This is a genomic window from Amycolatopsis oliviviridis (assembly GCF_014654365.1).
In the GTDB taxonomy this organism is placed as follows: Bacteria; Actinomycetota; Actinomycetes; order Mycobacteriales; family Pseudonocardiaceae; genus Amycolatopsis; species Amycolatopsis oliviviridis.
Window position 1 is genome coordinate 194,460 of the sequence record NZ_BNAY01000001.1, and the last position, 21,753, is coordinate 216,212.

A 21,753-nucleotide genomic window follows, 5' to 3' on the forward strand; every position below is an offset into this window, starting at 1 on the left:
CACCGCCCGCGTCCGGTCATCCGCTCACGTCGTGCGACGAGCCGATCTCCGCCTCGACGAACCGGGCGAACCGCGCCGTCCCTTCCTCGATCTGGGCCGCGGTCAGGTTGCTGGCGGACAGCCGGATGCCGTGTTCCCCGCCGCTTCCGGGGTGGAAGTAGGACATCGGTGTCCACACCACGCCGAAACGCTCCGCGGAGCGGGTCAGCGCCGCGTTGTCGGCTCGGAAGGGGACCGAGACGGTCAGGAAGAAGCCGCCGCCCGGGCGGTTCCAGTCCACGCCGAGATCGCCGCGGCGTTCGGCCGGGAGGTGCTTGTCGAGGTGCTCCAGCACGAGTCGCAGCGACTCGCCGTAGTGGGCGGCCGGGCCGGCGTCGCCAGTGGTGACCCGGCCGCCGGCCGCGAGCAGCGCGCCGGCCACGGCCGCCTGGCTGAGCGTGGCGGTGTTCACCGTCACCATGCTCTTGATCTTGGCCAGCTCGTCGGCGAGTAACCCGGTGCGCCCGGCCACGTCGATCACGGGCTGGTCGGCGATGACGAAACCCAAACGGGCGCCGGGGAACATCGTCTTGGCGAACGATCCTATGTGGACGACCCGGCGCCGGGTGTCGAGGGATTTGAGCGTCGGCACCTGGAGTCCGGGGCTGACCAGCCGATACGGGCTGTCCTCGAGGACGAGGATGTCGTGTCGTGCGGCGACGTCCAGCAGCGTCCGCCGATCCGGCAGGCGCATCGTCCTGCCCGCCGGATTGGAATGGTCGGGTATGACGTAGAGCGCCCTCGGCCGGCGTCCGCGCGCGAGCTGTGCCGAGATCGCCTGGGCGACGTCGCCCGGGTCGAGCCCGTCCGCCCGCTCGGCCACCGGTACCACCTCGATGTCCAGCAACCGGGCCGCACCGCTGATGCCGATGTAGCACGGGCTGGCGACCAGCAACACGTCGGCGGGACCGGACATCAGCGCGCGCAGGACGACGAGCATCGCCTCCTGCGCGCCGACGGTGACCACAAGGGACTCCGGCGGTACGTCGATGCCTTCGTCGAGCCGCAGTGACGTGGCGATCAGCTCGCGGATGTGCCCGGCGGTCGGGCCGTACTGGTACATCAGGCCGCGGATCTGGTCCGGGGTGTGCCCCTCGTCTTCGAGGTGATCGAGGTAGCGCTGGATGTGGTCGAAGATCTGCCCGGTCGAGAAGAACCCGTCGTGCGGGCGTCCCGACGCGAACGAGATCGCCTCGGGATGACGCGTCCCGATTTCGTTCAGGAAGTTCATCGTCTCCATGAGCGGATCGGACAGGCTGCCGTGCAGGTCCGCACGGCGCAGCACGGCGGACCTGAGACGCGGTCCGGCGGCCGTGACGAGGTCGGGGCCTGCCCGGTCGACGGCCGCGACACCGGCGAGCGACATCGCGTCGGCCAGCTCGGCGCGCAGGGTGTCCAGCACCTGCGCGACGCCGTCCTGGCCCCCGATCGCCAGCCCGTGCAGCACCGGGCGTCCCACCAGTACCGCGTCCGCCCCCAGTGCGAGCGCGACCAGGACGTCGGTGCCGCGGCGAATCCCGCCGTCGAGGAGAACCGGGCACCGGCCGGCCACCGCGGTGACGATCTCGGGTAGCACGTCGAGTGTGGGTGGCACGCCGTCGAGCTGCCTGCCGCCGTGGTTGGAGACCACGATGCCGTCCACCCCGGCCTCGACCGCCCTGAGCGCGTCGGCGGCGGTCAGGATCCCCTTCACCAGGACGGCCAGGGAGCTGGTGGACCGCAGCCAGTCGATCACCGACCAGTCGAGGGCCGGGTCGAACCGTGCCCTGGCGTGCTCCGCCGGCGAGATGTCGTCGAGGGAGGGGAGGTTCGCCGGCCTGACGTGCGGCGGCAGCGTGAACCCGTTGCGCGCGTCGCGTGCCCGCCGGCCCAGGTGCGGTGTGTCCACTGTGAGCACCAGCGCCTCGAAGCCGGCGCGCTCGGCCCGCCGCACGAGGTTCTCGGTGATCGCGCGATCAAGGAAGCAATACACCTGCAGCCACACCGGTGCCGTGGCGGCCTCGGCCACCTCCTCGAACGTACGGCCGGCGAAAGTGCTGACGGCGACGGGGATTCCGGCCGCACCGGCCGCCCGCACAGTGGCGAGCTCACCGTCCGGGTGCGCCAGGGTGTGGTAGGCCAGCGGCGCGATCCCGAAGGGCGCCGCCCACGCCCGGCCGAGGACGGTGGTGCCGACGCGCGGCACACCGCTCCCGGTGAGCACCCTGGGGCGCAACCAGATCCGGTCGAACGCGGCGCGGTTGGCCGCGAGCGTGCGCTCGTCGCCCGCACCGCCCTCGATGAAATCCCACACCGCCGGATTCAGGCGTGGCTCGGCCTGACGGGCGATGTCCGCGAGAGTCAGGGCGGTCGCGGCGTCGCCGGTACGCGGGGTCGTCACTGCGTTGCCTCCTACCGGGAGGCCCCGCCGTACTGTCCTGCCGACGGGACGGGGCGGTTTCGTCGACCAGGTGTCACGTCATCGCCGGGGCCCGCTCGCGCCGGGGCGACGTGCACGACGATCGTCCCCCGGAGGCCTTGCGATCGGTAGGACCGTCGCCGCCCGGCAGGCGGAATGCCGCGACCGCCGTTCGCAACGGTCTCTTCCGGTGTGGACACCGCATACTGATCCGGCAGGCCTGACGGCACCGGGAATCACCTGACGACTGCCGCCCTTCGACCGGCACACCCGGACCGACCTGTCTCTCCCGATCCTGGCGAACGCGCTGCTGCGGAGGCCGAGATGATCAACGTGTTCCAGCCGTCGCTGGGAGCCGAGGAACTGGCGGCGGTGGCGGAGGTGTTCGACAGCTCCTGGGTCGGCAAGGGGCCCAAGGTGGCCGAGTTCGAGGCCGCTTTCGCTGCCCGCCTCGGCGTCGCCGGGACCCGGCTGCTGTCCGTGGACACCTGCACCGAGGCGACCTTCCTAGCCGTGCGGTTGGCCGGCCTCGGGGCCGGCTGTGACGTGGTGATGCCCACCATCGCTTTCGTCAGCGCCGCCAACGCCGTCGCCGCTCACGGCGCCCGTCCCGTCTTCTGCGACGTCGACCCGCACACCCTCAACCCGACCGCCGAGCACGTCGAGGCCGCGCTCACCCCGGCCACCAAGGCCGTCCTCGTGCTGCACTACGGCGGACACCCCGGAGAGATCGACCGCATCGCCGACCTGTGCGCCGAGCGCCGCGTGGTGCTGATCGAGGACGCCGCCAACGCCGTCGCCTCCGCTATCGGCGAACGGGCCTGCGGCACCTTCGGCGACTTCGGCGTCTGGAGCTTCGACCACGGCAAGATCGCCGTGGCGGGAGATGGCGGCATGCTCTACGCCCGCGACCCGGATCTGGTCGAGCGGGCCCGCAAGCTGGCCTACCTCGGGCTGGAACAGGCCAGCGGGTTCGCGCAGGCCGCCGGGCAGACGGCCACCCGCTGGTGGGACATCACCGTGTCGTCGTTCTCCCGCCGTTCGGTGATGAACGACATCCTCGCCGCGATCGGCTGCGTGCAGTTGCGCAGGCTCGACGGGTTCCTGCGCAGGCGCGCCGAGATCGTCGCGCACTACGACCGTGCGCTGGCGGGCATTCCCGCGCTGGGCCTGCCACCCGCGCTTCCTCCGGGCCACCGCGGGTCGCACTACTTCTACTGGGTGCAGATGCCGGCCGGGATCCGGGACGAGGTCGCCCGTGACCTCTACGACCGGGGCATCTACACCACGATGCGCTACCCGCTGCTGCACCGGGTCCGGGCCTACGGTTCCGACGCCCGGCTACCCGGTGCCGAGTCCGCCGCCGCCCGCACCCTGAACCTGCCGTTGCACCAGGGCCTGTCCGACGGCGACGTCGAGGCGGTCGTCGCCGGGGTGCGCGCAGCCGTCACCGCCCGAGTGCCAGCCCTGCCGGTGGAAGTGCCATGAGCCGCGTCGCCACCGGAGCCCGGCCGATCGACCTGCGCCTGGCCGAGTCCGCCCTGGTCGGTGCCCGGACCGCCGCCGAACCCGCGTCGTTTTCCGACTGGTTCGCCGAGCAGTCCCGGCGCGCCTGGATGCGTGTCGAGCGGGTGCCGCTGGACGCCCTCGTCGACTGGTCCGCGGACCCCCACAGCGGCGTCATCGGCCATCGCAGCGGCCGCTTCTTCACCATCGAGGGACTGGACGTGCGGGTCGCGGACGCCCCCGTCGACCGGTGGTGCCAGCCCATCATCCACCAGCCCGAGGTCGGCATCCTCGGCATCCTGGCCAAGGAGTTCGACGGCGTTCTGCACTTCCTCATGCAGGCCAAGGCCGAGCCGGGCAACCGCAACGGCCTGCAGCTCTCGCCGACCGTGCAGGCGACGCGCAGCAACTACACCCGGGTCCACGGCGGCAACTCGGTGCCGTACCTGCACTACTTCCAGCGGCCGGGCTCGTATCGGGTGATCGCCAACGTGCGCCAGTCCGAGCAGGGCTCCTGGTTCTGGCGCAAGCGCAACCGCAACGTGGTCGTCGAGGTGACCGAGGACGTCGAACTGCTCGACGGGTTCTGCTGGCTCACGCTGGCCAGCCTGCACCGGCTGCTCGCGTTCGACGACCTGATCAACATGGACTCCCGCACGGTGCTGTCCTGCCTTCCCTTCGCAGGCGAGCACGTGCCCTACTCCGGATCCAGTGACTTCGGCGCCGCGCTGGCCCGCTCGTGCAACCCGGGCGCGGGCAGCGTCCACTCCACGGCCGAGCTGCTCGGCTGGGTGACCGAGATGCGCACTCGTACCGACCTGCGCGCCGCCCGCGTCCCGTTGACCGGTCTGCCTGACTGGCACCACGCCGACGGTGCCATCGTCCACGACAGCGGTCTGTTCTTCGAGGTGATCGGGGTGGAGGTGCAGGCATTCGGCCGCGAAGTGGCCCACTGGCGCCAGCCCATGTTCGCCGTGCGGGAGACCGGCCTGGTGGCGTTCGTGGTGCGGCGCATCGGTGGCGTGCTGCACGTTCTCGTGCAGGCCAGGGCGGAGCCCGGCTTCGTCGACGAGGTGGAGCTCGCCCCGGCGGTGCAGTGCACGCCGGCCAACCACGACTACCTGCCCGCGGCGGCCCGCCCCCGCCACCTCGACGCGGTGCTGGGCGCGCCCGCCGGCCGCGTCCGGTTCGACACGACCCTCTCCGAGGAAGGCGGGCGGTTCTACCACGCCCGCACCCGCTATCTCATAGTCGAGGACGACGGTGACACCGAAATCGAGTACGACCGGCATCGTTGGATGACCCTGCATCAAGGCGCCGAGCTGCTGCGGCACAGCTATTACTTCAACATCCAGGCCCGCAGCCTGCTGGCCTGTCTCCACAGCGTGATCGGGCGGTGAGCCACCGTCCGACCGGCGGGCCCGCCCCGGTCCGCGTCGGCGTGCTCGGCTGCGCCGACATCGCCCGCAGGCGAACCCTGCCCGCGCTGGTGGCCTGTCCCGGCACCGAACCGGTCGCGGTGGCGAGCCGGACCCCGGTCAAGGCGGGCGCGCTGGCCGCCGAGTTCGGGTGCCGGCCGGTGACCGGCTACGAGCGGCTGCTCGCCGACGACGGCATCGACGCCGTCTACATCGCCGTACCCGCCGGCCTGCACGCCGAGTGGTGCGCCAAGGCGCTGTCCGCGGGCAGGCACGTCCTGGTGGAGAAGCCGTTCGCGGTCGACACCGCAGAAGCCGACGCGCTCGTCGACCTCGCCGGCGCGCGCGGGCGGGTGCTGATGGAGAACCGGATGTTCGCCCGGCACCCGCAGCACGCCCTGGTGCGTTCGCTGATCGACGCGGGTCGGATCGGCGAGCCGAAGGTGCTGACCGCCACCATGGCGATGCCCCGGCGTGCCCCGGACGACATCCGCTACCGGGGCGACCTCGCGGGCGGCGCACTGCTTGACGTCGGGTACTACCCGATCGGCGCGGCGGTCCTGCTGTTCGGGCCGGACTGGGACGTCGTGGGGGCGGTGCTCGACCACGACGACCGGCTCGGCGTGGACACCGGCGGCGACATCCTGCTGCGGTCCGCGGGCGGGGTCAGCGCACACCTGACCTTCGGATTCGACCACTACTACCGCGCGGCCTACCAGGTCCGGGGGAGTGCGGGGACGATCACCGCGGAGCGCGCGTTCACCCCGCCGCCGACGCTGTCCCCGACCGTGCGCGTCGAGGGGGCCGGCGGGCACACCGAGATCAGCGTCTCCCCGTTCGACCAGTTCCGGGCGGTGGCGGCGGACTTCGCCGCCGCCGTCCAAGGCACCGGGGAGTGGGCCGGGCACCTGGCCACGTCGCTGCACGGGGTCGCCCTCACGGAGGCCGTCCTGACGTGGACGAGCCTCGCTCCACAGCCGATACGGCGTCGCTCAGGGAGGTAGCAAGATGATCACCGACGTCCGCGACACGGCAGGCATGCGCGAATGCCGGCTCTGCGGTCAGCCCGTTCGGGAGTTCTTCGACTTCGGGCGCCAGCCCGTGTCCGACGCGTTCCGAGATCCGGCCGACCGGTCGGCCGAGTTCCACTACGACCTGGCTGTCGGCGTCTGCGGCGGGTGCGCCATGGTGCAGCAGTCGCACGAGGTCCCCCGCACGCGGATGTTCCACGCCGACTACCCCTACCGGTCGTCCGGATCCGCGTTCATGCGCGACCACTTCGAGGCCTTCGCCCGCCGGCTGCTCGAAACCGAACTGGCGGTCCATGACCCGTTCGTGGTGGAGATCGGCAGCAACGACGGCGTCATGCTGCGCACCATCGCCGGGGCCGGGGTGCGCCACCTCGGCGTCGAACCGTCGGGCGGCGCCGCCGACACCGCCCGCGCCTGTGGCGTGCGGGTGCTGACCGAGTTCTTCCAGGAGGACTCGGCACGCCGCATCCGCGCCGAGGACGGCCCGGCCGACGTCATCTACTCGGCGAACACGGTCAGCCACATCGCGCGGCTCGACTCGGTCTTCCGCGGCGTGGACGCCCTGCTCGCCCCGGACGGCTTGTTCGTCGTAGAGGACCGGTACCTCGGCGACATCGTCGACAGCACCGCCTTCGACCAGATCTACGACGAGCACTTCTACCTGTTCTCCGTGGAGTCCGTGTGCACCGTGTCCCGCCGGTTCGGGTTCGAGCTCGTCGACATCACCCGGCTGCCGGTGCACGGCGGCACGATCCGCTTCACGATCGCGCGCGCGGGTGCCCGCCCCGTCGCCCCGGTCGTCGGCGAGCTGCTGACTGCCGAACACGCCCGCGGCTTGGCCGATCACGGCACACTGGACCGGTTCGCCGTGCGGACCCGGCAGGCCCGCGCCGACCTCGTCGGCCTGCTGCGGTGGCTGCGCGACGAGGGCCGCGTCGTGGTCGGCTACGGGGCCACGGCGAAGAGCGCCACCGTGACCAATTTCTGCGGGATCGGGCCCGACCTCGTGCCCTACATCTGTGACTCCACCCCGGCGAAACACGGCAAGCTCGCCCCCGGCTCCGGCATCCCGGTGCGGCCGCCCGCCGCCTTCGCCGACCCGTACCCGGACTACGCGCTGCTGTTCGCGTGGAACCACGCCGAGGAGATCATGGCGAAGGAACACGGCTTCGCCGCAGCGGGCGGCCGCTGGATCCGCTACGTCCCGCGCGTACACATCGTCTGAGGCAGGGAAGGGACAGCCATGGCCTACAGCCACGCCCACGCCGAGCTCTACGACGACGTGTTCCGCAGCAGGGGAAAGAACTGGGCCGCCGAGTCCGCGCTGATCGCCGAGATGATCCGCGCGCGGCGGCCCGGCGCGCGAACGCTGCTCGACGTCGGCTGCGGCACGGGCGCCCACCTGGCGGCCTTCGCCACGGTGTTCGACCACGTCGAGGGCGTCGAACCGGCGGAGGCGATGCGCGAGATCGCCCGCGAGCGGCTCGGCGGGACCGCGGTGCACCCCGGCGACATGCGCGAGATCCGCCTGCCCCGCACGTTCGACGCGGTCACCTGCCTGGGTTTCGCCGTCGCGTACATGCCCGACAGCACGGCCCTCGACACCGCGATCGCGCGCATGGCGGCGCACCTGGTGCCCGGCGGCGTGCTGGTGGTGGAGCCGTGGTGGACCCCGGAGACGTTCCTCGACGGTTACGTGGGCGGCCACCTGGTGCGCGAGAACGGACGGGTCGTCTCCCGCATCACCCACTCGACCCGCCGCGGGGACGCCACGCACATGCGAATCCACTTCGTCGTCGCCGACGCGGCCGGGATCCGCCAGTTCCACGAGGACGAGGTCAACACCCTGTTCACCACCGAGCAGTACCGGACCGCGTTCGACCGCGCCGGCTGCACGGTCGAGCCGGTCCCCGGCGCCGCACACCTGCCCGGGTATCTCGTGGGCGTCCGGCGGCGATAAGCCGTCAGTCGGTGGATCCGGCCAGCGCGCCCAGGAACTCCTGGAGGCCGGCGAAGGCTTCCCGCGGGGTGGTGTACCGGTCGCCGAAGCGATCCAGCCGCCACGGTGTCCAGTCGGCCAGGTCGCTCGTGCCGTGCACGATGTGGTCGGCGAGCATCTTGGCGAACCCGGGCCCGTGGATCACGCCGAGCTCGTTGTCGCCGCCCATGGCGTAGAGCCCGTCGATGCCGGGAACCGCGCCGACGAGCGCGAGGTTGTCCGGCGTGTAGCAGGGCACGCCGTGCCGGACCCGGATGCTGGATGGCTTGGCCAGCGAAGGCATGAAGCGCGCCGCGGTCGCGACCCGGAGGTTCTCCAGGACACCGTCCAGCGGCATCTCGTCGAGCCGGTCCGGCACCGCGGCGCCGACGAGCAGGTCGCGCGGGAAGGTGTGGTACTGGCCTCCCCACAGCAGCCCGCCGTCATGCCAGCGGACCCACAGCAGCGTGCCGCCGCCCGGCTCGTCCGGCATGAGGCCCTGCAGGAAGACGATCGGCGTCGTGTCCGGCAGGCCGAGGTCCTCGGTGATGATCCGCGAGGTGACCTGTGGAACCCCCGGCAGGTACACGCCGAGCGGTTCGAGAAGGGTGTTGCTCCAGGCGCCGGCGGCGGTGACGACGAGGTCGCAGTCGATGTCGCCGGTGGCGGTGCCGACGCCGGTCACCTTGCCGTCCCGCACGTGGATACCGGTCGCCGGCCGCCGGGTGTCGATGACGCCGCCGCGCCCGCGGATACGCTCAGCGAGCGCGGCACCGGCCTTGCTCGTGGTGACCTGGGAACCACTGGGCATGAAGTACGCGGCGTGCACACCGTCCGCGGTGAGGAGGCCATGGGTCAGCTCGGACAGCTTGCCCCGGTCGACGGCGAAAAGGCTGTCCGGGTCGGCGACGTTCCTGGGCAGCGTCCGGACCAGGTCCCAGTCCCGCACCGGCCCCATGGCGGTCACCCACAGCACGCCGTTGCGCCGGTAGTCCACGTCGTGGCCGTCGGCGTGCAGCTTGGCGTAGAACTCCATGCCGTAGTGCTCGATCGGTTTCATCGGGGAGTCGGCGCCGTGCAGCGGCGAGATCACCGTCCACGGTGCGAGGAACCCGCCGCCGGCACCGGTGGTGCCCTCGCACAGGCCGTCGCGTTCCAGCAGCCGAACGCTCGGCACACCCGCTTCGAGCAGGTGCAGGGCCGCCGACAGGCCCATGATCCCGCCGCCGATCACGACGGCTTCCGACTGGTCCATCACGCCTCCTGCGGGATGTGGCCGGGACGTGGCAGGAAGAACCGCTCGTCAGTGGTCGCGACGCGAGCGATGCTCGGCGGTGATCCGTTCCAGGTCCGGTACGAGCGCGCCGGGGGTGGGGTGGGCCAGCGCCTCCTGCCGAAGCCGCTCGGCCCCCGCGCGGAACGCGTCGTCCTCCAGAAGTCGCGTCAGGTACTCCCTGACCTTCTGTCCGGTGACCTCGTCCGGGGCGATCGACAGGCCGGCCCCGGTCTGCCGCAACACGATCCGCTTGACCGATGCGTCGGCGGCGTAGGTCATGACGAGTTGCGGAATCCCGTGCAGCATCGCGCCGTTGAAGCCTCCTCCTCCACCGTGGTGCACCACGGCGGCGCAGGTGGGCAGGACGACGTCCAACGGGACGAAGTCCTCGATCCGGGTGTTCTCCGGAACGCTGCGGAGCAGTTCGCGCGCCTCGCCTGGCAGCGTGAGAATCACCTCGATGTCGAGGTCTGCCAGCGAGTCCAGGATCTCCTGCACCTGCTCGGCCGAGATGGTCTCCCGGTCGGCCCAATCCCACGACGTGATGCCGAACGTCATCAGGACGCGAGGCGCGCGGGGTTCTCCACAGAGCCAGGACGGTACGACGGAGTGCCCGTTGTACGGCACATAGCGCAGGGAGAGCGTCCGCTCGTGGGGCTCCAGGCGACACCGCTCGGGCATGACGTTGACCGCGAACTGGCCGGTGATCAGCTCTTCGGTGAAGTCACGCCCGTACTTCCTCGCCCATTCCGCGTACCAGTCGCGCATCGTGTCCGGGTACTCGCCCGGCTGCCGCTCCTTCGCGCGCAGGAAGTCGCCGCGCATCCGGAGGTACGGGTCGCTCCCGAACAGCAGCCGCGCGTGCGCGGCCCCGACGGCGTCCGCGGCCACCGCGCCGGCATGGGTCAGCGCGTCGCACAGCACGAGGTCGGGCTGCCAGAAGCGGCCGTACCGCACGAGGTCGTCGACCAGCTCGTCGTTCAGGATCCACATCTGCGGAACCACGAGGGTGTCGAGGACCCAGCTGATGGCTTCCCGGGGGAGACCGTCCCGGCGCCCGTCGTCGATCTCGTACAGGGAGTCGAAGAAGGGGGAGTCGACCTGTCCCGGTGTGGCCTCCCCGCCCAGCATTCGGCGGACGCGCTGTTTCAGCGTCTCGTCCGAGCCGACGCGGACTGCTGTCAGCCCGGCTCCCGTGATGGTTTCGAGGAGTTCCGGTTCGCTGGCCACCCGCACTTCGTGGCCCGCCGACCGCAGTGCCCAGGCGAGCGGCACCAGCTGATTGAAATGCGATTTCCAGGGAATGGTCACGAACAGGACTCGCAAGCTATTCACCTCTGTCTGATGAGCTGAACCCTGCCCCGGCTCGACGGACGGACTACCAATGGAACGCCTCGCCGTAGCTCCGCTTCTCGATGCAGTACGTGCGGAAGGCCTCGGCCTTCGCGACCAGGCGGACGTCCCCGGTACGCCGCGCGGCTTCGATGAACCAGTCGAACGACTCGGCGGCGTGCGCGTGCCGCTCGAAGTGGAACTCGGCGAATCGGCGGAAGTCCGACCGCATGGTCGCGGGGGTCAGGTTCCGGTCGGCGTCGATCAGTTTTTCGAGCTCCGCTTCGGTCGGCTCGGGCAGTTCGATGACGCGGATCGGCTCGGTCGCGGGGATCTCGCCGCGGAACGCGATGGGCTCCTCGGCATCCGCGAAGTCGAGACAGAGGGACAGCCGGGCGGTATCGGCGGTGCTCCGCGCGGCATGCGGGTCTGTCGAGTGAATCTTCCACACCTCGCCGCGGCGGATGTGATAGACGATGTCGTTCTCGGAATGGAGCGACTCCTCGTTGGTACGCAACGGAATCTGCAACCTGGTGCCCCGCTCGTCGAATTCGAGGAAGTCGACGTGGGTGGCGATGATCCCGTCGCGGATGCTGAAGACGCGCACCCACTGCAGCCGGTCCGTGGGGAAGTGCTCGGTCACCAGGGACATGATGTTCGGCAGTTTCCTGCCCAGCTCGGTGAGCGTGAGCCTGTCGTCGTGGGGGCGGAAAGCGGTGTCGGAATCGGCGCCGCTGCCGTTGGCCAGCACATGTGCCGACCATCCCCCGTAGGTGAAGGCACCCCATTCGCCGCCGTAGTCGTGGCGGTCCACGACCGACAATTCCCGATCCAGGTCGTACGAGTCGATGGGCAGCACCGCTAGCCGCTGCGACTTGAGCAAGGGAATCCCTCCAACGCTGGACTTTTATCGAATACCTCGATGCCGGGAGCCTGGCGACGGGAACACCGTGTCACCGGGCGACGGTGCCTTCCTTGAGGCGGGCGATCATCCGGTGCGTCGTCGCCAGCGGTGTCTCCTCGCCTGCCGCACCGGGGGTACCGCGTCGCGCGGCGTCCACGCTGAAGCGCTCGTTCCACTCCTCGTGACCGTCGAAGGGAATGGATTCTCCCGGCTCGTACAGCGGATACGGGCGGTACCTGTTGATACCCTCCTTCGCTTCGCCGCTGACGAGGATCGGGTCGAGGTACAGGTTGTCGCTGCTGATCCTGGTGGCGGTCGAGATATAGCCGATGTCGAGACCACAGCGGCGCTTCGGCGACGTGTTGCCCTCCGAGCAGTGCAGGATGTGAGGGTGATGGATCGACACGTCACCGGGGTTCAGCTCGATGTCGACGATGCCTCGTTTCGCTATCCACTCGTCGACCAGTTCCTGGTCGGCGGTGGAGTAGAGCATGTTCTCCGTGTCGGTGCGTGGCGACGGCTTGTGGAGCGGGATCTCGTGGCTCCCGGGAATGATGCGCAGGCAGCCGTTCTCGGTGGTGCTCTCATCGACCGCCAGCCAGACCGTGAGCGCCTCCATCGGGGTCAGCTTCCAGTAGGCGCCGTCCTGGTGCCACAGCACCGGCTGCCCGTCGTGGGGCGGCTTGCAGATGTAGTGGGCCGTGAAGCAGGCGATGTCCGGGCCGAGGAAGTGCCGCGCGATCGTGGCCAGCCGGGAGTCGGTGATCAGCCGGACCCAGAAGGCGTCGTTGCGGATCAGCGGGTGGTGGAAGTGTTCGGGCCGGAGATCGGGGTACTTTTTCGTGAGCCACGCGAGATGCTCGTCGGCCGCCTGCAGCAGAGCCGGCGGCAGGACGTCGCGGATGATGGCGAATCCTTGTGAGGAGTACTCTTGCGCGGCCTTTTCGAGCGCGTCCACGAAACTTGTCCTCTCGAGCGTCGGCGCCGGGAATATCGGCATCACAAAGGCCGGCGGCAGATGCCGGCCGCCACGGAAATCCGATTCTTTCGCGGGAAGGATACCGGGGCCGTAGTACGCCTTGAACAGCAAAAGCCCGCCGGCGAGGGCGATCGTACCCCCGTGTCCTGTCGGCGAGACAACCACGATGGAGGCCGGACCGCCGACTCCTTGCACTCCGTTTTCCCGCCCTTTTAGCCTGGCGTGGTGACTGCCCGAGGGCGCGATGCCCGGTCGGCGAACATTTCCTTTCGATTCCGAAGGCATCGGTGTGGGGCATCCCCGTTCGGCGGCGGAATGGAGAAACGACGGCGAGCCGTGCGGCCGAAGGGGGCGGACATGAGTAGCGCGATCACCGACATCGCCGTCATCGGGATGTCGTGCCGTCTCCCCGGTGTGCGCAACGTGGACGAGTTCTGGCGCCTGCTGCTCGACGGAAGCACGACCATCGGACGCTTTCCCGGGCACCGGGCGGCCGCCGCGCGTCCCGATGCCCACCCGGACGCCGACACCGTGGCGCTGGGCTCGTTCCTCGACGCCGTCGACGGGTTCGACGCGCGGTTCTTCGGCGTGGGCCCGGCGGAGGCGACCGCGATGGACCCGGTGCAGAGACTGGGGCTGGAGCTCGCCTGGGAGGCCGTCGAGGACGCTCGCCTGCCGGTGGCCGCGCTCGCCGGCCGCGAGATCGACGTCGTGGTCGGCGCCGCGCCTTCCGGGTACGACGCGCTGCGCGAGCGATCCGGCAGCGACCGGGACGACCACTACGCCGCGCTCGGTTCGAGCGGTGCGCTGATCGCGAACCGGATCTCCGGCCTGTTCGACCTCCGCGGCCTGAGTCTCTGTGCGGACTCGGGCCAGTCCTCGTCACTCGTGGCGCTGGCGCTGGCGGGCGAACGGATCCGGAGCGGCGCCGTCGACACGGCGATCGTCGGCGGCGTTCACCTGATCGCCGATCCGGCCGCGGGGCTCGGCCTGGCGAACCTGGGCGCCCTGTCGCCCGACGGCCGCTGCTTCGCCTTCGACGAGCGGGCCAATGGTTTCGTCCGGGGCGAGGGTGGCGGTTTCGTCGTGCTGAAGCGGCGCGACCTGGCGGTCGCCGACGGCGACCGCATCTACGCCGTGGTGCGCGGCTGGGGTGTCGGCAGCGGTGGTGCGTCCTCCCGGATGCCGGATCCCAGTCCGGGGGCGCAGGCGGCGACCGTACTGTCCGCGCTCGAACGCGCGGCGGTTCCGTTCGACAGTGTCGACTACGTCGAGGCCCACGGCACCGGTACCCGCCTCGGCGACCCGGCCGAGCTGACCGGCCTGCGGGAAGTGAGCCGGAGGACCGGCCGCAGCCGCCCGCTGATGATCGGCTCGGTGAAGACGAACGTCGGACACCTGGAGCCTGCCGCGGGGATCGTCGGCTTCGTGAAGGCGGCGCTGTGCGTGGACCGCGGTCTTCTGGTGCCGAGCCTGAACTTCCGGACGCCGAACCCCGAGATCCCGGACTTCCGGCGGGACTTCGAGGTCGTCCAGGCCGTGCGGCCCTGGCGCAGCTCGCCGCGGCGGGCCGGGGTGTCGGCGTTCGGGCTGGGCGGCACGAACGCGCACGTGATCCTCGAACAGGCACCGGAGCAGCGGCCCGGCCCGCACACCGCGGGCCGGGCCCGGATCGCCGGAGTGCTGCCGTGGGTGCTGTCGGCGCGCTCGGAGCCGGCGTTGCGGGAGCAGGCGGCTCGGCTGCGGGACCTGGTGGCCACGGACGCGTCGTCGTCGGCGGCCGACGTGGCGCACTCGCTGGTGTCGACGCGGTCGTTGTTCGAGCATCGTGCGGTGGTGCTGGGCGCGGAGCGGCGGGAGCTGGCTGCGAACCTGGCGGGACTGGCGGCGGGTGAGCCGCGTCCGGGTGTGCTGGCCGGGATGGTGCCTGCCCGTGGTGCGGGACGGGTCGGGTTCGTGTTCGCCGGGCAAGGCGGACAGCGGGCCGGGATGGGGCGGGAGCTGCACGCGGCGAGCCCGGTCTTCGCGGCGGCGTTCGACCACGCTTGTGCGCTGCTGGAGGCGGAGCTGAGGCTGCCGGTGGCGGAGGTGGTGCTCGGTGAGAGCGACGACAGGCGCGCCGATCAGACCGTGTTCGCGCAGGCGGGCCTGTTCGCGGTCGAGGTGGGCCTCGTGGCGCTGCTGGCCGCGGCGGGGATCACACCGGACGCCGTGGCCGGTCACTCGGTGGGTGAGATCGCCGCCGCGCACGCCGCCGGGGTGCTGTCGCTGGCGGAGGCGTGCGCATTGGTGGCGGCGCGTGGCCGGCTGATGCAGGCGCTGCCCGCCGGGGGCGCGATGATCGCGGTGGAGGCCACCGAAGCGGAGATCACCGACGCCGTGGCGGGTGTGGCCGGGGTGTCGGTGGCAGCGGTGAACGGCCCGGCCTCGGTCGTCGTCTCCGGCGATGCGCAGGCGGTGAAGCGGCTGGCGACCGGGTTCGAGGACCAGGGCAGACGGACCCGCGGGCTGCGTGTCTCGCACGCGTTCCACTCCCACAGGATGGACCCGGTGCTGGACGAGCTGGCGAAGGTGGCGGCGCGGCTCGAGCACGCCACGCCGCGGGTGCCCTGGGTGGGGGCGCTGACCGGTACGGAGTCCGCGCCGGGCCCGGAGTACTGGGTCCGGCAGGCACGCGGCACGGTGCGATACGCGGACACGGTCACCACGCTGGCCGCGCGAGGAGTTTCGATATTCGTCGAGATCGGCCCGGACGAAACGCTGTCGGAAATGGGTTCCGGCGTGCTGGACGACCCGGGTGGCACGGTGTTCGTCCCGGTGCTGCGGCCGGGCCGCCCGGCACCCGAGGCCGTGCTGGCCGGGCTGGCCGAGGTCTTCGTGCACGGCGCACCGGTGGACTGGGCCGCGACGCTGACCGGCGGGCGGCCGGTGGATCTGCCCACCTACGCGTTCCAGCGGCAGCGGTACTGGCTGACCGCACCGGACGACACCCCGGACCCGGGCACACCCGCCGCCGGCCGGGCCGCGGAACCGGACTCGGAGCTCTCGGTGCTCGACCTCGTGTGCGCCGAGACGGCGCTGGTGCTGAGCGGGAAGGACGCGGCGCTGACCGGCACCGACCTCGCGGCGAGGCCCGACGTGTCCTTCAAGGACCTGGGGTTCGACTCGGCGATGGCCGTGCGGCTCCGCAACCGGCTCGCCGCCGCGGTCGGTGTGCGGCTCCCCGCCACCGTCGCGTTCTCCTACCCCACGCCACTCATGCTCGGGCGCCGCATCTTCTCCCTGCTCGGGCCGACGACGTCCGAAATCCCCGAAAGCCGCGCAGACAACGAATTGTTCGAGCTGATCGACCGCGGCTACGTGTAGCGCGACCCGTTCGTCCAGCGACCGTTCAGGGAGGCCCGGTGGAGGAGATCACCAAGCTCCGGTTCTACTTGCAGCGCGCCGTCCGCGACGCACAGGCCCTGCGCGAGCGGGTGCGCGAGCTCGAGGAGCCAGGGCGCGAGCCGGTCGCGGTCGTGGGCGTGGGGTGCCGCTTCCCGGGCGGTGCGGGGTCCCCGGAACGACTGTGGGACTTGGTGTCCGGTGGCGTGGACGCGATCGGTGACTTCCCGCCGGACCGGGGCTGGGACGCGGTCCACGACCCGGATCCGGAGGCACGCGGCAGGACGTACACGCGTTCCGGCGGGTTCCTGTCCGGCGTGGCGGAGTTCGACGCGGAGTTCTTCGGGCTCAGCCCGCGCGAGGCGCTGGCCATGGATCCGCAGCAGCGGCTGGTGCTGGAGACGTCGTGGGAAGCGCTGGAACGGGCGGGCATCCGGCCGGACGGGCTGCGGGGTTCGGCGACCGGGGTGTTCACCGGGCTCTACGGGGTCGACTACGGGCCCCGGCTGGGCGGCGCGGAAGCCGCCGAGGTCGAAGGCTTCCGCCTCACGGGGACCTTGACCAGCGTGGCTTCCGGCCGGGTGGCGTACGTGCTGGGGCTGGAGGGTCCGGCGGTGTCGATCGACACCGCGTGCTCGTCATCGCTGGTGGCGGTGCACCAGGCCGTGCGGTCCCTGCGCTCCGGTGAGTGCACGCTGGCGTTGGCAGGCGGGGTGTCGGTGCTGTCGACGCCGGGGTTGTTCGTGGAGAGCGCCCGGCAACGAGGGCTGTCGATGGACGGCCGGTGCAAGGCGTTCGCGGACGCGGCGGACGGCACCGGTTTCGCCGAGGGCGCCGGGGTCCTGGTGCTGGAGCGGTTGTCGGACGCGCGGCGCAACGGGCGCCGGATCTGGGCTGTGATCCGGGGTTCGGCGATCAACCAGGACGGTGCGTCGAACGGGCTGAGCGCGCCGAACGACCTTGCGCAGCAGTGGGTCATCAGAGCGGCCCTGGCCGACGCGGGGCTGCCGGCCCGTGACGTGGATGTGGTGGAGGCACATGGGACCGGCACGGTCCTGGGTGATCCCCTTGAGGCGCAGGCGCTTCTGGCCACTTACGGGCAGGACCGGGATTCCGGTCGGCCGCTGTGGCTGGGGTCGTTGAAGTCGAACATCGGTCACACGCAGGCGGCAGCGGGCGTGGGCGGGATGATCAAGATGATCATGGCGATGCGTCACGGGGTGTTGCCCAAGACGTTGCATGTGGACCGTCCCTCCACGCAGGTGGATTGGTCGGCCGGGGCCGTGGAGTTGCTGACCGAGGCCAGACCATGGGCCGGCAAGGCGGACCGGCCTCGGCGCGCCGGGGTCTCCTCCTTCGGGATCAGCGGCACCAACGCGCACCTCATCCTCGAGCAGGCGCCCGGCGAGGCGGCCCCGGACCCCGCCGCCGGTATCCGGGGCGCGGTGCCGTGGGTGCTGTCGGCACGGTCGGCCGAGGCGGTGCGCGAGCAGGCGCTGCGGCTGAGGGACCACGTCACCGCCGAACACACCACCACCGCTGGCTTCCCGGTCGCGGGAGTGGGGTACTCGCTGGTGGCGACCCGATCGCTGTTCGAGTACCGCCACGTGGTCGTCGGCGCGGACCGGGACGAGTTGCTCGCCGGCCTCACCGCCGTCGCCGAGGGGAACGCGGACCGGCCCGGCGTGGTCTCCGGCGTCGCCGGGCCGGTGGGCAAGACGGTCTTCGTCTTCCCGGGCCAGGGGAGCCAGTGGGTGGGGATGGGACGGGACCTGTTCGAATCGTCCCCTGTCTTCGCCGACCGGCTGCGCGCGTGCGCGGAGGCGCTGGCGCCCTGGGTGTCCTGGTCGTTGATCGACACCGTGTGCGGGGGACCGGCGGCGGCGAGCTTGGACCGGGTCGACGTCGTCCAGCCCGCGCTGTTCGCGGTGATGGTGTCGCTGGCGTCGGTGTGGCGTTCGCTCGGGGTGACACCGGACGCGGTGATCGGTCACTCCCAGGGTGAGATCGCGGCGGCCTGCGTCGCGGGCGCCCTGACGCTGCCGGACGCGGCCAGGATCGTGGCCCTGCGGTCCCGTCTGCTGGCCTCCATCCCCCAGACCGGCGCGATGGCCGGGATCGTGCTGCCCGAGCCCCGGGTGCGGGAGCTGCTGGCACGGACCGGGTCCCGGGTCGGGATCGCCGCCGTCAACGGGCCGTACTCGACGACGGTCTCGGGCGAGGCGCCCGCGGTCCGGGAACTGGTCGCGATCTGCGAAGCCGAGGGCGTGCTGGCGCGGTGGATTCCGGCGAGCGGCCAGGGGCATTCGGCGGTGATGGACCAGTTCGAGGACCGGCTCCTGGACGAACTGGACCGGATCACCCCCGTGTCCTCGCCGGTGGCGTTCTACTCGACGGTGACCGGTGGGCGGATCGACGCCGCGGCGCTGGACGCGGCCTACTGGTTCCGCAACCTGCGGGAACCGGTCCGGTTCGAGGCCACGACGAAACAGCTCCTCGAACACGGGCACCGTGCGTTCATCGAAGTCAGCCCGCACCCGCTGGTCATGGCGAACATCCGGGAGATGCTCGACGCCACCCCGGGCGCCGGCGGGGTGGCGGTGGGGTCGTTGCGCCGCGGCGACGGCACGCAGGCGCGGCTGTATCGGTGGGCGGCGCAGGCCTTCGTGGCGGGCGTCGCGATGTCGTGGGAGGGAGCGTTCCCCGGCTGGGACGGCCGGTGGGTCGAGTTGCCGACGTATGCCTTCCAACGGCAGCGTTTGTGGCTAGGCACCCCGGACGAGAGCACGGCCGGGAGCTCCTCGGACCACCCGCTGCTCGACGCCGTGATCGACCTGTCCGACGACGGCGTGGGCAGCGACGTGGTGGGCCGCGGGCGCCTGTCGACGCGGCGCCACCCGTGGCTCGCCGGCCACGTGGTCCACGGCGTGGTCGTGGTGCCTGCGACGGTGCTGGTGGAGCTGGCGATGTGGGCGGCGCGCGAGGTGGGGTGCGCCGTCGTCGACGAACTCACCCTGGAGACACCGCTCGTGCTGTCCGGAACGGCCGATCGCGAGCTCCGCGTCGTCGTCGACGGCCAACGGGTGATCACCGTCCACTCCCGGGGTGAGGGCGAAACCAGGTGGACACGCAACGCCGTCGGCGTCGCCGGGGCCGGCACCGGAGAAACCCGGCGGGAGGAAGACCTCGTCACGTGGCCGCCCGTGGGCGCGGTCCGGGTGCCCTTCGAACACGAGGTATGGAGCCGCGACGACATCCTGTTCGCGCAGGTGGAGCTCCCCGTGCCGGGCGGCGCGGACCGGTACCGGCTTCACCCTGCCTTGCTGCATGCCGCATTGCGCTCGATCGACCTCGGGCAGCTCGTCGACGACACCGGGTCAGGAGGCTGGCTGCCGTTCCGGTGCACGGAGATCCGCCTGAACCGGTCCGACGGCGAGGCCGGGCCTGTCGTGCTGCGCGTCCGTCTCGCCCCCGCCGGGAAGAACGTGCTGTCCGTGAGCATCGCGGATCAGCACGGCGCACCGGTCGGCGGCATCGGATCGATGAGTCTGCGGCCCGCGGACGCCGGACAGCTGACCGAGCTGAGCGTCGACCACCGGGATTCGCTGTTCCGGGTCGACTGGGCCGACCTCGCGGTCCCATCCGGACCGGTGGCGGGCCGGTACGCCGTGGTGGGAGCGCCTGGCGCGCTCACCACGTCACTGGCCAGGGGCGACGCCGTCTGCGCCGACCTCGCCGAGCTCGCTGCCTCCTGGGAGGCGATACCTCCGGTCGTCCTGGTGTGCGTCGATCGCGCAGCCGCCGACGACCCGCCCGCCGTCGTCGAGCGCGGTGTCCACCAGGTGCTGCGGTGGACCCAGGACTGGCTTGCCGGCGAACGGTTCTCCGGCTCACGCCTCGTTGTCGTGACGAGGGAGGCGGTCCACGACGACCAGGTCCCGCGTGCCGACCCCGCGGCCGCCGCCATCTGGGGATTCGTGCGCACCGCGCAGACCGAGCACCCGGGCCGGTTCACCCTCGTGGACATCGACGATCGACCCGGCTCGTGGGCTCGCGTCCCGGAGGCGGCGGCCACCGGACAACCTCAGCTCAAGCTCCGGGCAGGCGGCGTCACCATCCCGCGACTCGCACCCGAGACCTTCGGCGGCGGGACCGTGCCAGCCCTCGGGGCCGGCACGGTACTGATCACGGGAGGCACCGGCGGCCTGGGTGCGTTGCTGGCCAGGCACCTGGTGACGCGCCACGGGACACGCCGGCTCGTGTTGACCAGCAGGCGCGGACCGGCGGCCGCCGCGGCGGCGGGGCTGCGGGAGGAGCTGACTGCGGCGGGCGCGCGGGTCGAGGTCGTGGCCTGCGACGTCACGGACCGCGCGGCCGTCGCCGGACTGATCGCCGGGATACCGGAGGAGTACCCGCTGACGGCGGTGATCCACTGCGCCGGGGTGCTGGACGACGGGGTCGTCGAGGCGCTGACCGGGGACCAGGTGGACACGGTGCTGGCGCCGAAGGTGCACGGCGCCTGGCACCTGCACGAGCTGACCAAGCACCTGGACCTGTCGGCGTTCGTGTCGTTCTCTTCGGTCGCGGGGGTGTTCGGGACGTCGGGGCAGGCCAACTACGCGGCGGCCAACGCGTTCCTCGACTGGCTGGCCGAAGCCCGCCGGGCGGCGGGGCTGCCCGCCACGTCGTTGTGCTGGGGGCTTTGGGCGGAGAAGACCGAGCAGATCGCCGACCTCGGCGCGGTGGACGTCGTACGCCTGCGACGGCAGGGTGTGCTGGGACTGTCGTCGGCGGAGGGGCTCGCGCTCTTCGACGCGGCGATCGCGCGGGACGAGCCGGTGCTGGTTCCCGCGCGTCTTGAGCTCCCGTCGTCCAGCGCGCCGGATGACGGCTACTCCCCGCTCCTCCGCGGCCTGATCGGGAGGCCCAGCGGCCCGGCGAGCCGTCCGCTCCCCGCCGCCGGGCTCGCACAGCGGGTCAGGTCGCTGCCGACGGCCGACGCGGAGGCGGTGCTGCTCGACGCCGTCCGGGCCCGGACCGCGCTCGTCCTCGGCCATTCCGGCACCGGGAGGATCGGGCCCGCGACGGCGTTCCGGGAGATGGGGATGGATTCGCTCACGGCGCTGGAGCTGCGGAACAAGCTGGCCGGGGACACCGGCCTGAAGCTGCCCGCCACGCTCGCGTTCGACTACCCGAACCCGGGCACTCTCGCGCGGTTCCTGAACGCGAGCATCATCGAGCGACCCGGCGGCGACCCGGCATTTCCCGTCCACCGCTTGACCGAGGAGATCGAGTCGCTGGCCGCCCGGCTCGAGGGCGCGTTCCTCGATCTAGCCGAGGCGGACAGGGCCGCGATCACCTCCCGGCTCGGCGAACTGGCGGCCAGGGCCCGGTCCCTGGCGAGCGATGGATCACCGGCCGAGATGGCCGACCGGATCGGTTCGGCATCAGCTCGAGAGCTTCTTTCGCTGCTGGACAACGAGCTCGGCTAGGGGAGCGATGACGAAC

Annotated in this window: 12 protein-coding genes; 7 read left to right on the forward strand and 5 right to left on the reverse strand. The window is 71.5% G+C overall.

The window, feature by feature from the left end:
* Positions 1 to 16 precede the first annotated feature (16 nt).
* The gene (locus IE302_RS00580; protein WP_191250643.1) at positions 17 to 2,419 is read right to left on the reverse strand and encodes an aminotransferase class I/II-fold pyridoxal phosphate-dependent enzyme; all 2,403 of its coding nucleotides are present in this window, start codon (positions 2,417 to 2,419) and stop codon (positions 17 to 19) included.
* Positions 2,420 to 2,761: 342 nt separating this feature from the next.
* Here IE302_RS00580 and IE302_RS00585 point away from each other — a divergent pair, with 342 nt between their 5' ends.
* Genes IE302_RS00585 through IE302_RS00605 form a run of 5 tightly spaced genes read left to right on the forward strand, consistent with a single transcriptional unit; the run spans position 2,762 to position 8,352 of the window.
* A complete protein-coding gene (locus IE302_RS00585; RefSeq protein ID WP_191250645.1) occupies positions 2,762 to 3,925 on the forward strand; it encodes a DegT/DnrJ/EryC1/StrS family aminotransferase in 1,164 nt (387 codons plus the stop codon).
* Positions 3,922 to 5,343 carry an NDP-hexose 2,3-dehydratase family protein gene (locus tag IE302_RS00590; RefSeq protein ID WP_191250647.1) on the forward strand — a complete coding sequence of 474 codons (1,422 nt, stop codon included), beginning with the start codon at positions 3,922 to 3,924 and terminating at the stop codon, positions 5,341 to 5,343. Before IE302_RS00585 ends, IE302_RS00590 begins: the two co-directional genes overlap by 4 nt.
* Positions 5,340 to 6,365, forward strand: coding sequence for a Gfo/Idh/MocA family protein (locus tag IE302_RS00595; RefSeq protein ID WP_191250649.1), 1,026 nt, complete (start codon positions 5,340 to 5,342; stop codon positions 6,363 to 6,365). The genes IE302_RS00590 and IE302_RS00595 overlap by 4 nt, the downstream gene beginning before the upstream one ends.
* A gap of 4 nt (positions 6,366 to 6,369) precedes the next feature.
* A complete protein-coding gene (locus IE302_RS00600; protein ID WP_229907524.1) occupies positions 6,370 to 7,617 on the forward strand; it encodes a class I SAM-dependent methyltransferase in 1,248 nt (415 codons plus the stop codon).
* 18 nt (positions 7,618 to 7,635) lie between these two features.
* The gene (locus IE302_RS00605) at positions 7,636 to 8,352 is read left to right on the forward strand and encodes a class I SAM-dependent methyltransferase (RefSeq protein ID WP_191250651.1); all 717 of its coding nucleotides are present in this window, start codon (positions 7,636 to 7,638) and stop codon (positions 8,350 to 8,352) included.
* Positions 8,353 to 8,356: 4 nt separating this feature from the next.
* On the opposite strand, the gene IE302_RS00610 is transcribed toward IE302_RS00605, so the two are convergent.
* The 4 genes from IE302_RS00610 to IE302_RS00625 form a co-directional block, all read right to left on the reverse strand.
* The gene (locus tag IE302_RS00610) at positions 8,357 to 9,625 is read right to left on the reverse strand and encodes an NAD(P)/FAD-dependent oxidoreductase (RefSeq protein WP_191250653.1); all 1,269 of its coding nucleotides are present in this window, start codon (positions 9,623 to 9,625) and stop codon (positions 8,357 to 8,359) included.
* Positions 9,626 to 9,673: 48 nt separating this feature from the next.
* On the reverse strand, positions 9,674 to 10,972 hold the full coding sequence (locus tag IE302_RS00615) for an activator-dependent family glycosyltransferase (protein WP_191250655.1): 1,299 nt from the start codon (positions 10,970 to 10,972) through the stop codon (positions 9,674 to 9,676).
* 52 nt (positions 10,973 to 11,024) lie between these two features.
* Positions 11,025 to 11,861 carry a putative nonproteinogenic amino acid hydroxylase gene (locus IE302_RS00620; protein WP_191250657.1) on the reverse strand — a complete coding sequence of 279 codons (837 nt, stop codon included), beginning with the start codon at positions 11,859 to 11,861 and terminating at the stop codon, positions 11,025 to 11,027.
* A gap of 70 nt (positions 11,862 to 11,931) precedes the next feature.
* A complete protein-coding gene (locus IE302_RS00625) occupies positions 11,932 to 12,840 on the reverse strand; it encodes a phytanoyl-CoA dioxygenase family protein (RefSeq protein ID WP_229907525.1) in 909 nt (302 codons plus the stop codon).
* Between the two features lie 378 nt (positions 12,841 to 13,218).
* Between IE302_RS00625 and IE302_RS00630 the strand changes: the two genes are divergently transcribed.
* On the forward strand, positions 13,219 to 16,227 hold the full coding sequence (locus tag IE302_RS00630) for a type I polyketide synthase (protein WP_191250661.1): 3,009 nt from the start codon (positions 13,219 to 13,221) through the stop codon (positions 16,225 to 16,227).
* A 47-nt stretch (positions 16,228 to 16,274) separates the two neighbouring features.
* Entirely contained in the window at positions 16,275 to 21,737 is a 5,463-nt protein-coding gene (locus IE302_RS00635; protein WP_444541936.1) for a type I polyketide synthase, read from the forward strand.
* Positions 21,738 to 21,753 lie beyond the last annotated feature (16 nt).

Bases quoted from the DNA above. Each gene is read 5' to 3' on its own strand.
- IE302_RS00585 (WP_191250645.1), top strand. From the start codon at position 2,762: ATGATCAACGTGTTCCAGCCGTCGCTGGGAGCCGAGGAACTGGCGGCG.
- IE302_RS00590 (WP_191250647.1), top strand. From the start codon at position 3,922: ATGAGCCGCGTCGCCACCGGAGCCCGGCCGATCGACCTGCGCCTGGCC.
- IE302_RS00600 (WP_229907524.1), top strand. From the start codon at position 6,370: ATGATCACCGACGTCCGCGACACGGCAGGCATGCGCGAATGCCGGCTC.
- IE302_RS00605 (WP_191250651.1), top strand. From the start codon at position 7,636: ATGGCCTACAGCCACGCCCACGCCGAGCTCTACGACGACGTGTTCCGC.
- IE302_RS00610 (WP_191250653.1), bottom strand. From the start codon at position 9,625: ATGGACCAGTCGGAAGCCGTCGTGATCGGCGGCGGGATCATGGGCCTG.
- IE302_RS00630 (WP_191250661.1), top strand. From the start codon at position 13,219: ATGAGTAGCGCGATCACCGACATCGCCGTCATCGGGATGTCGTGCCGT.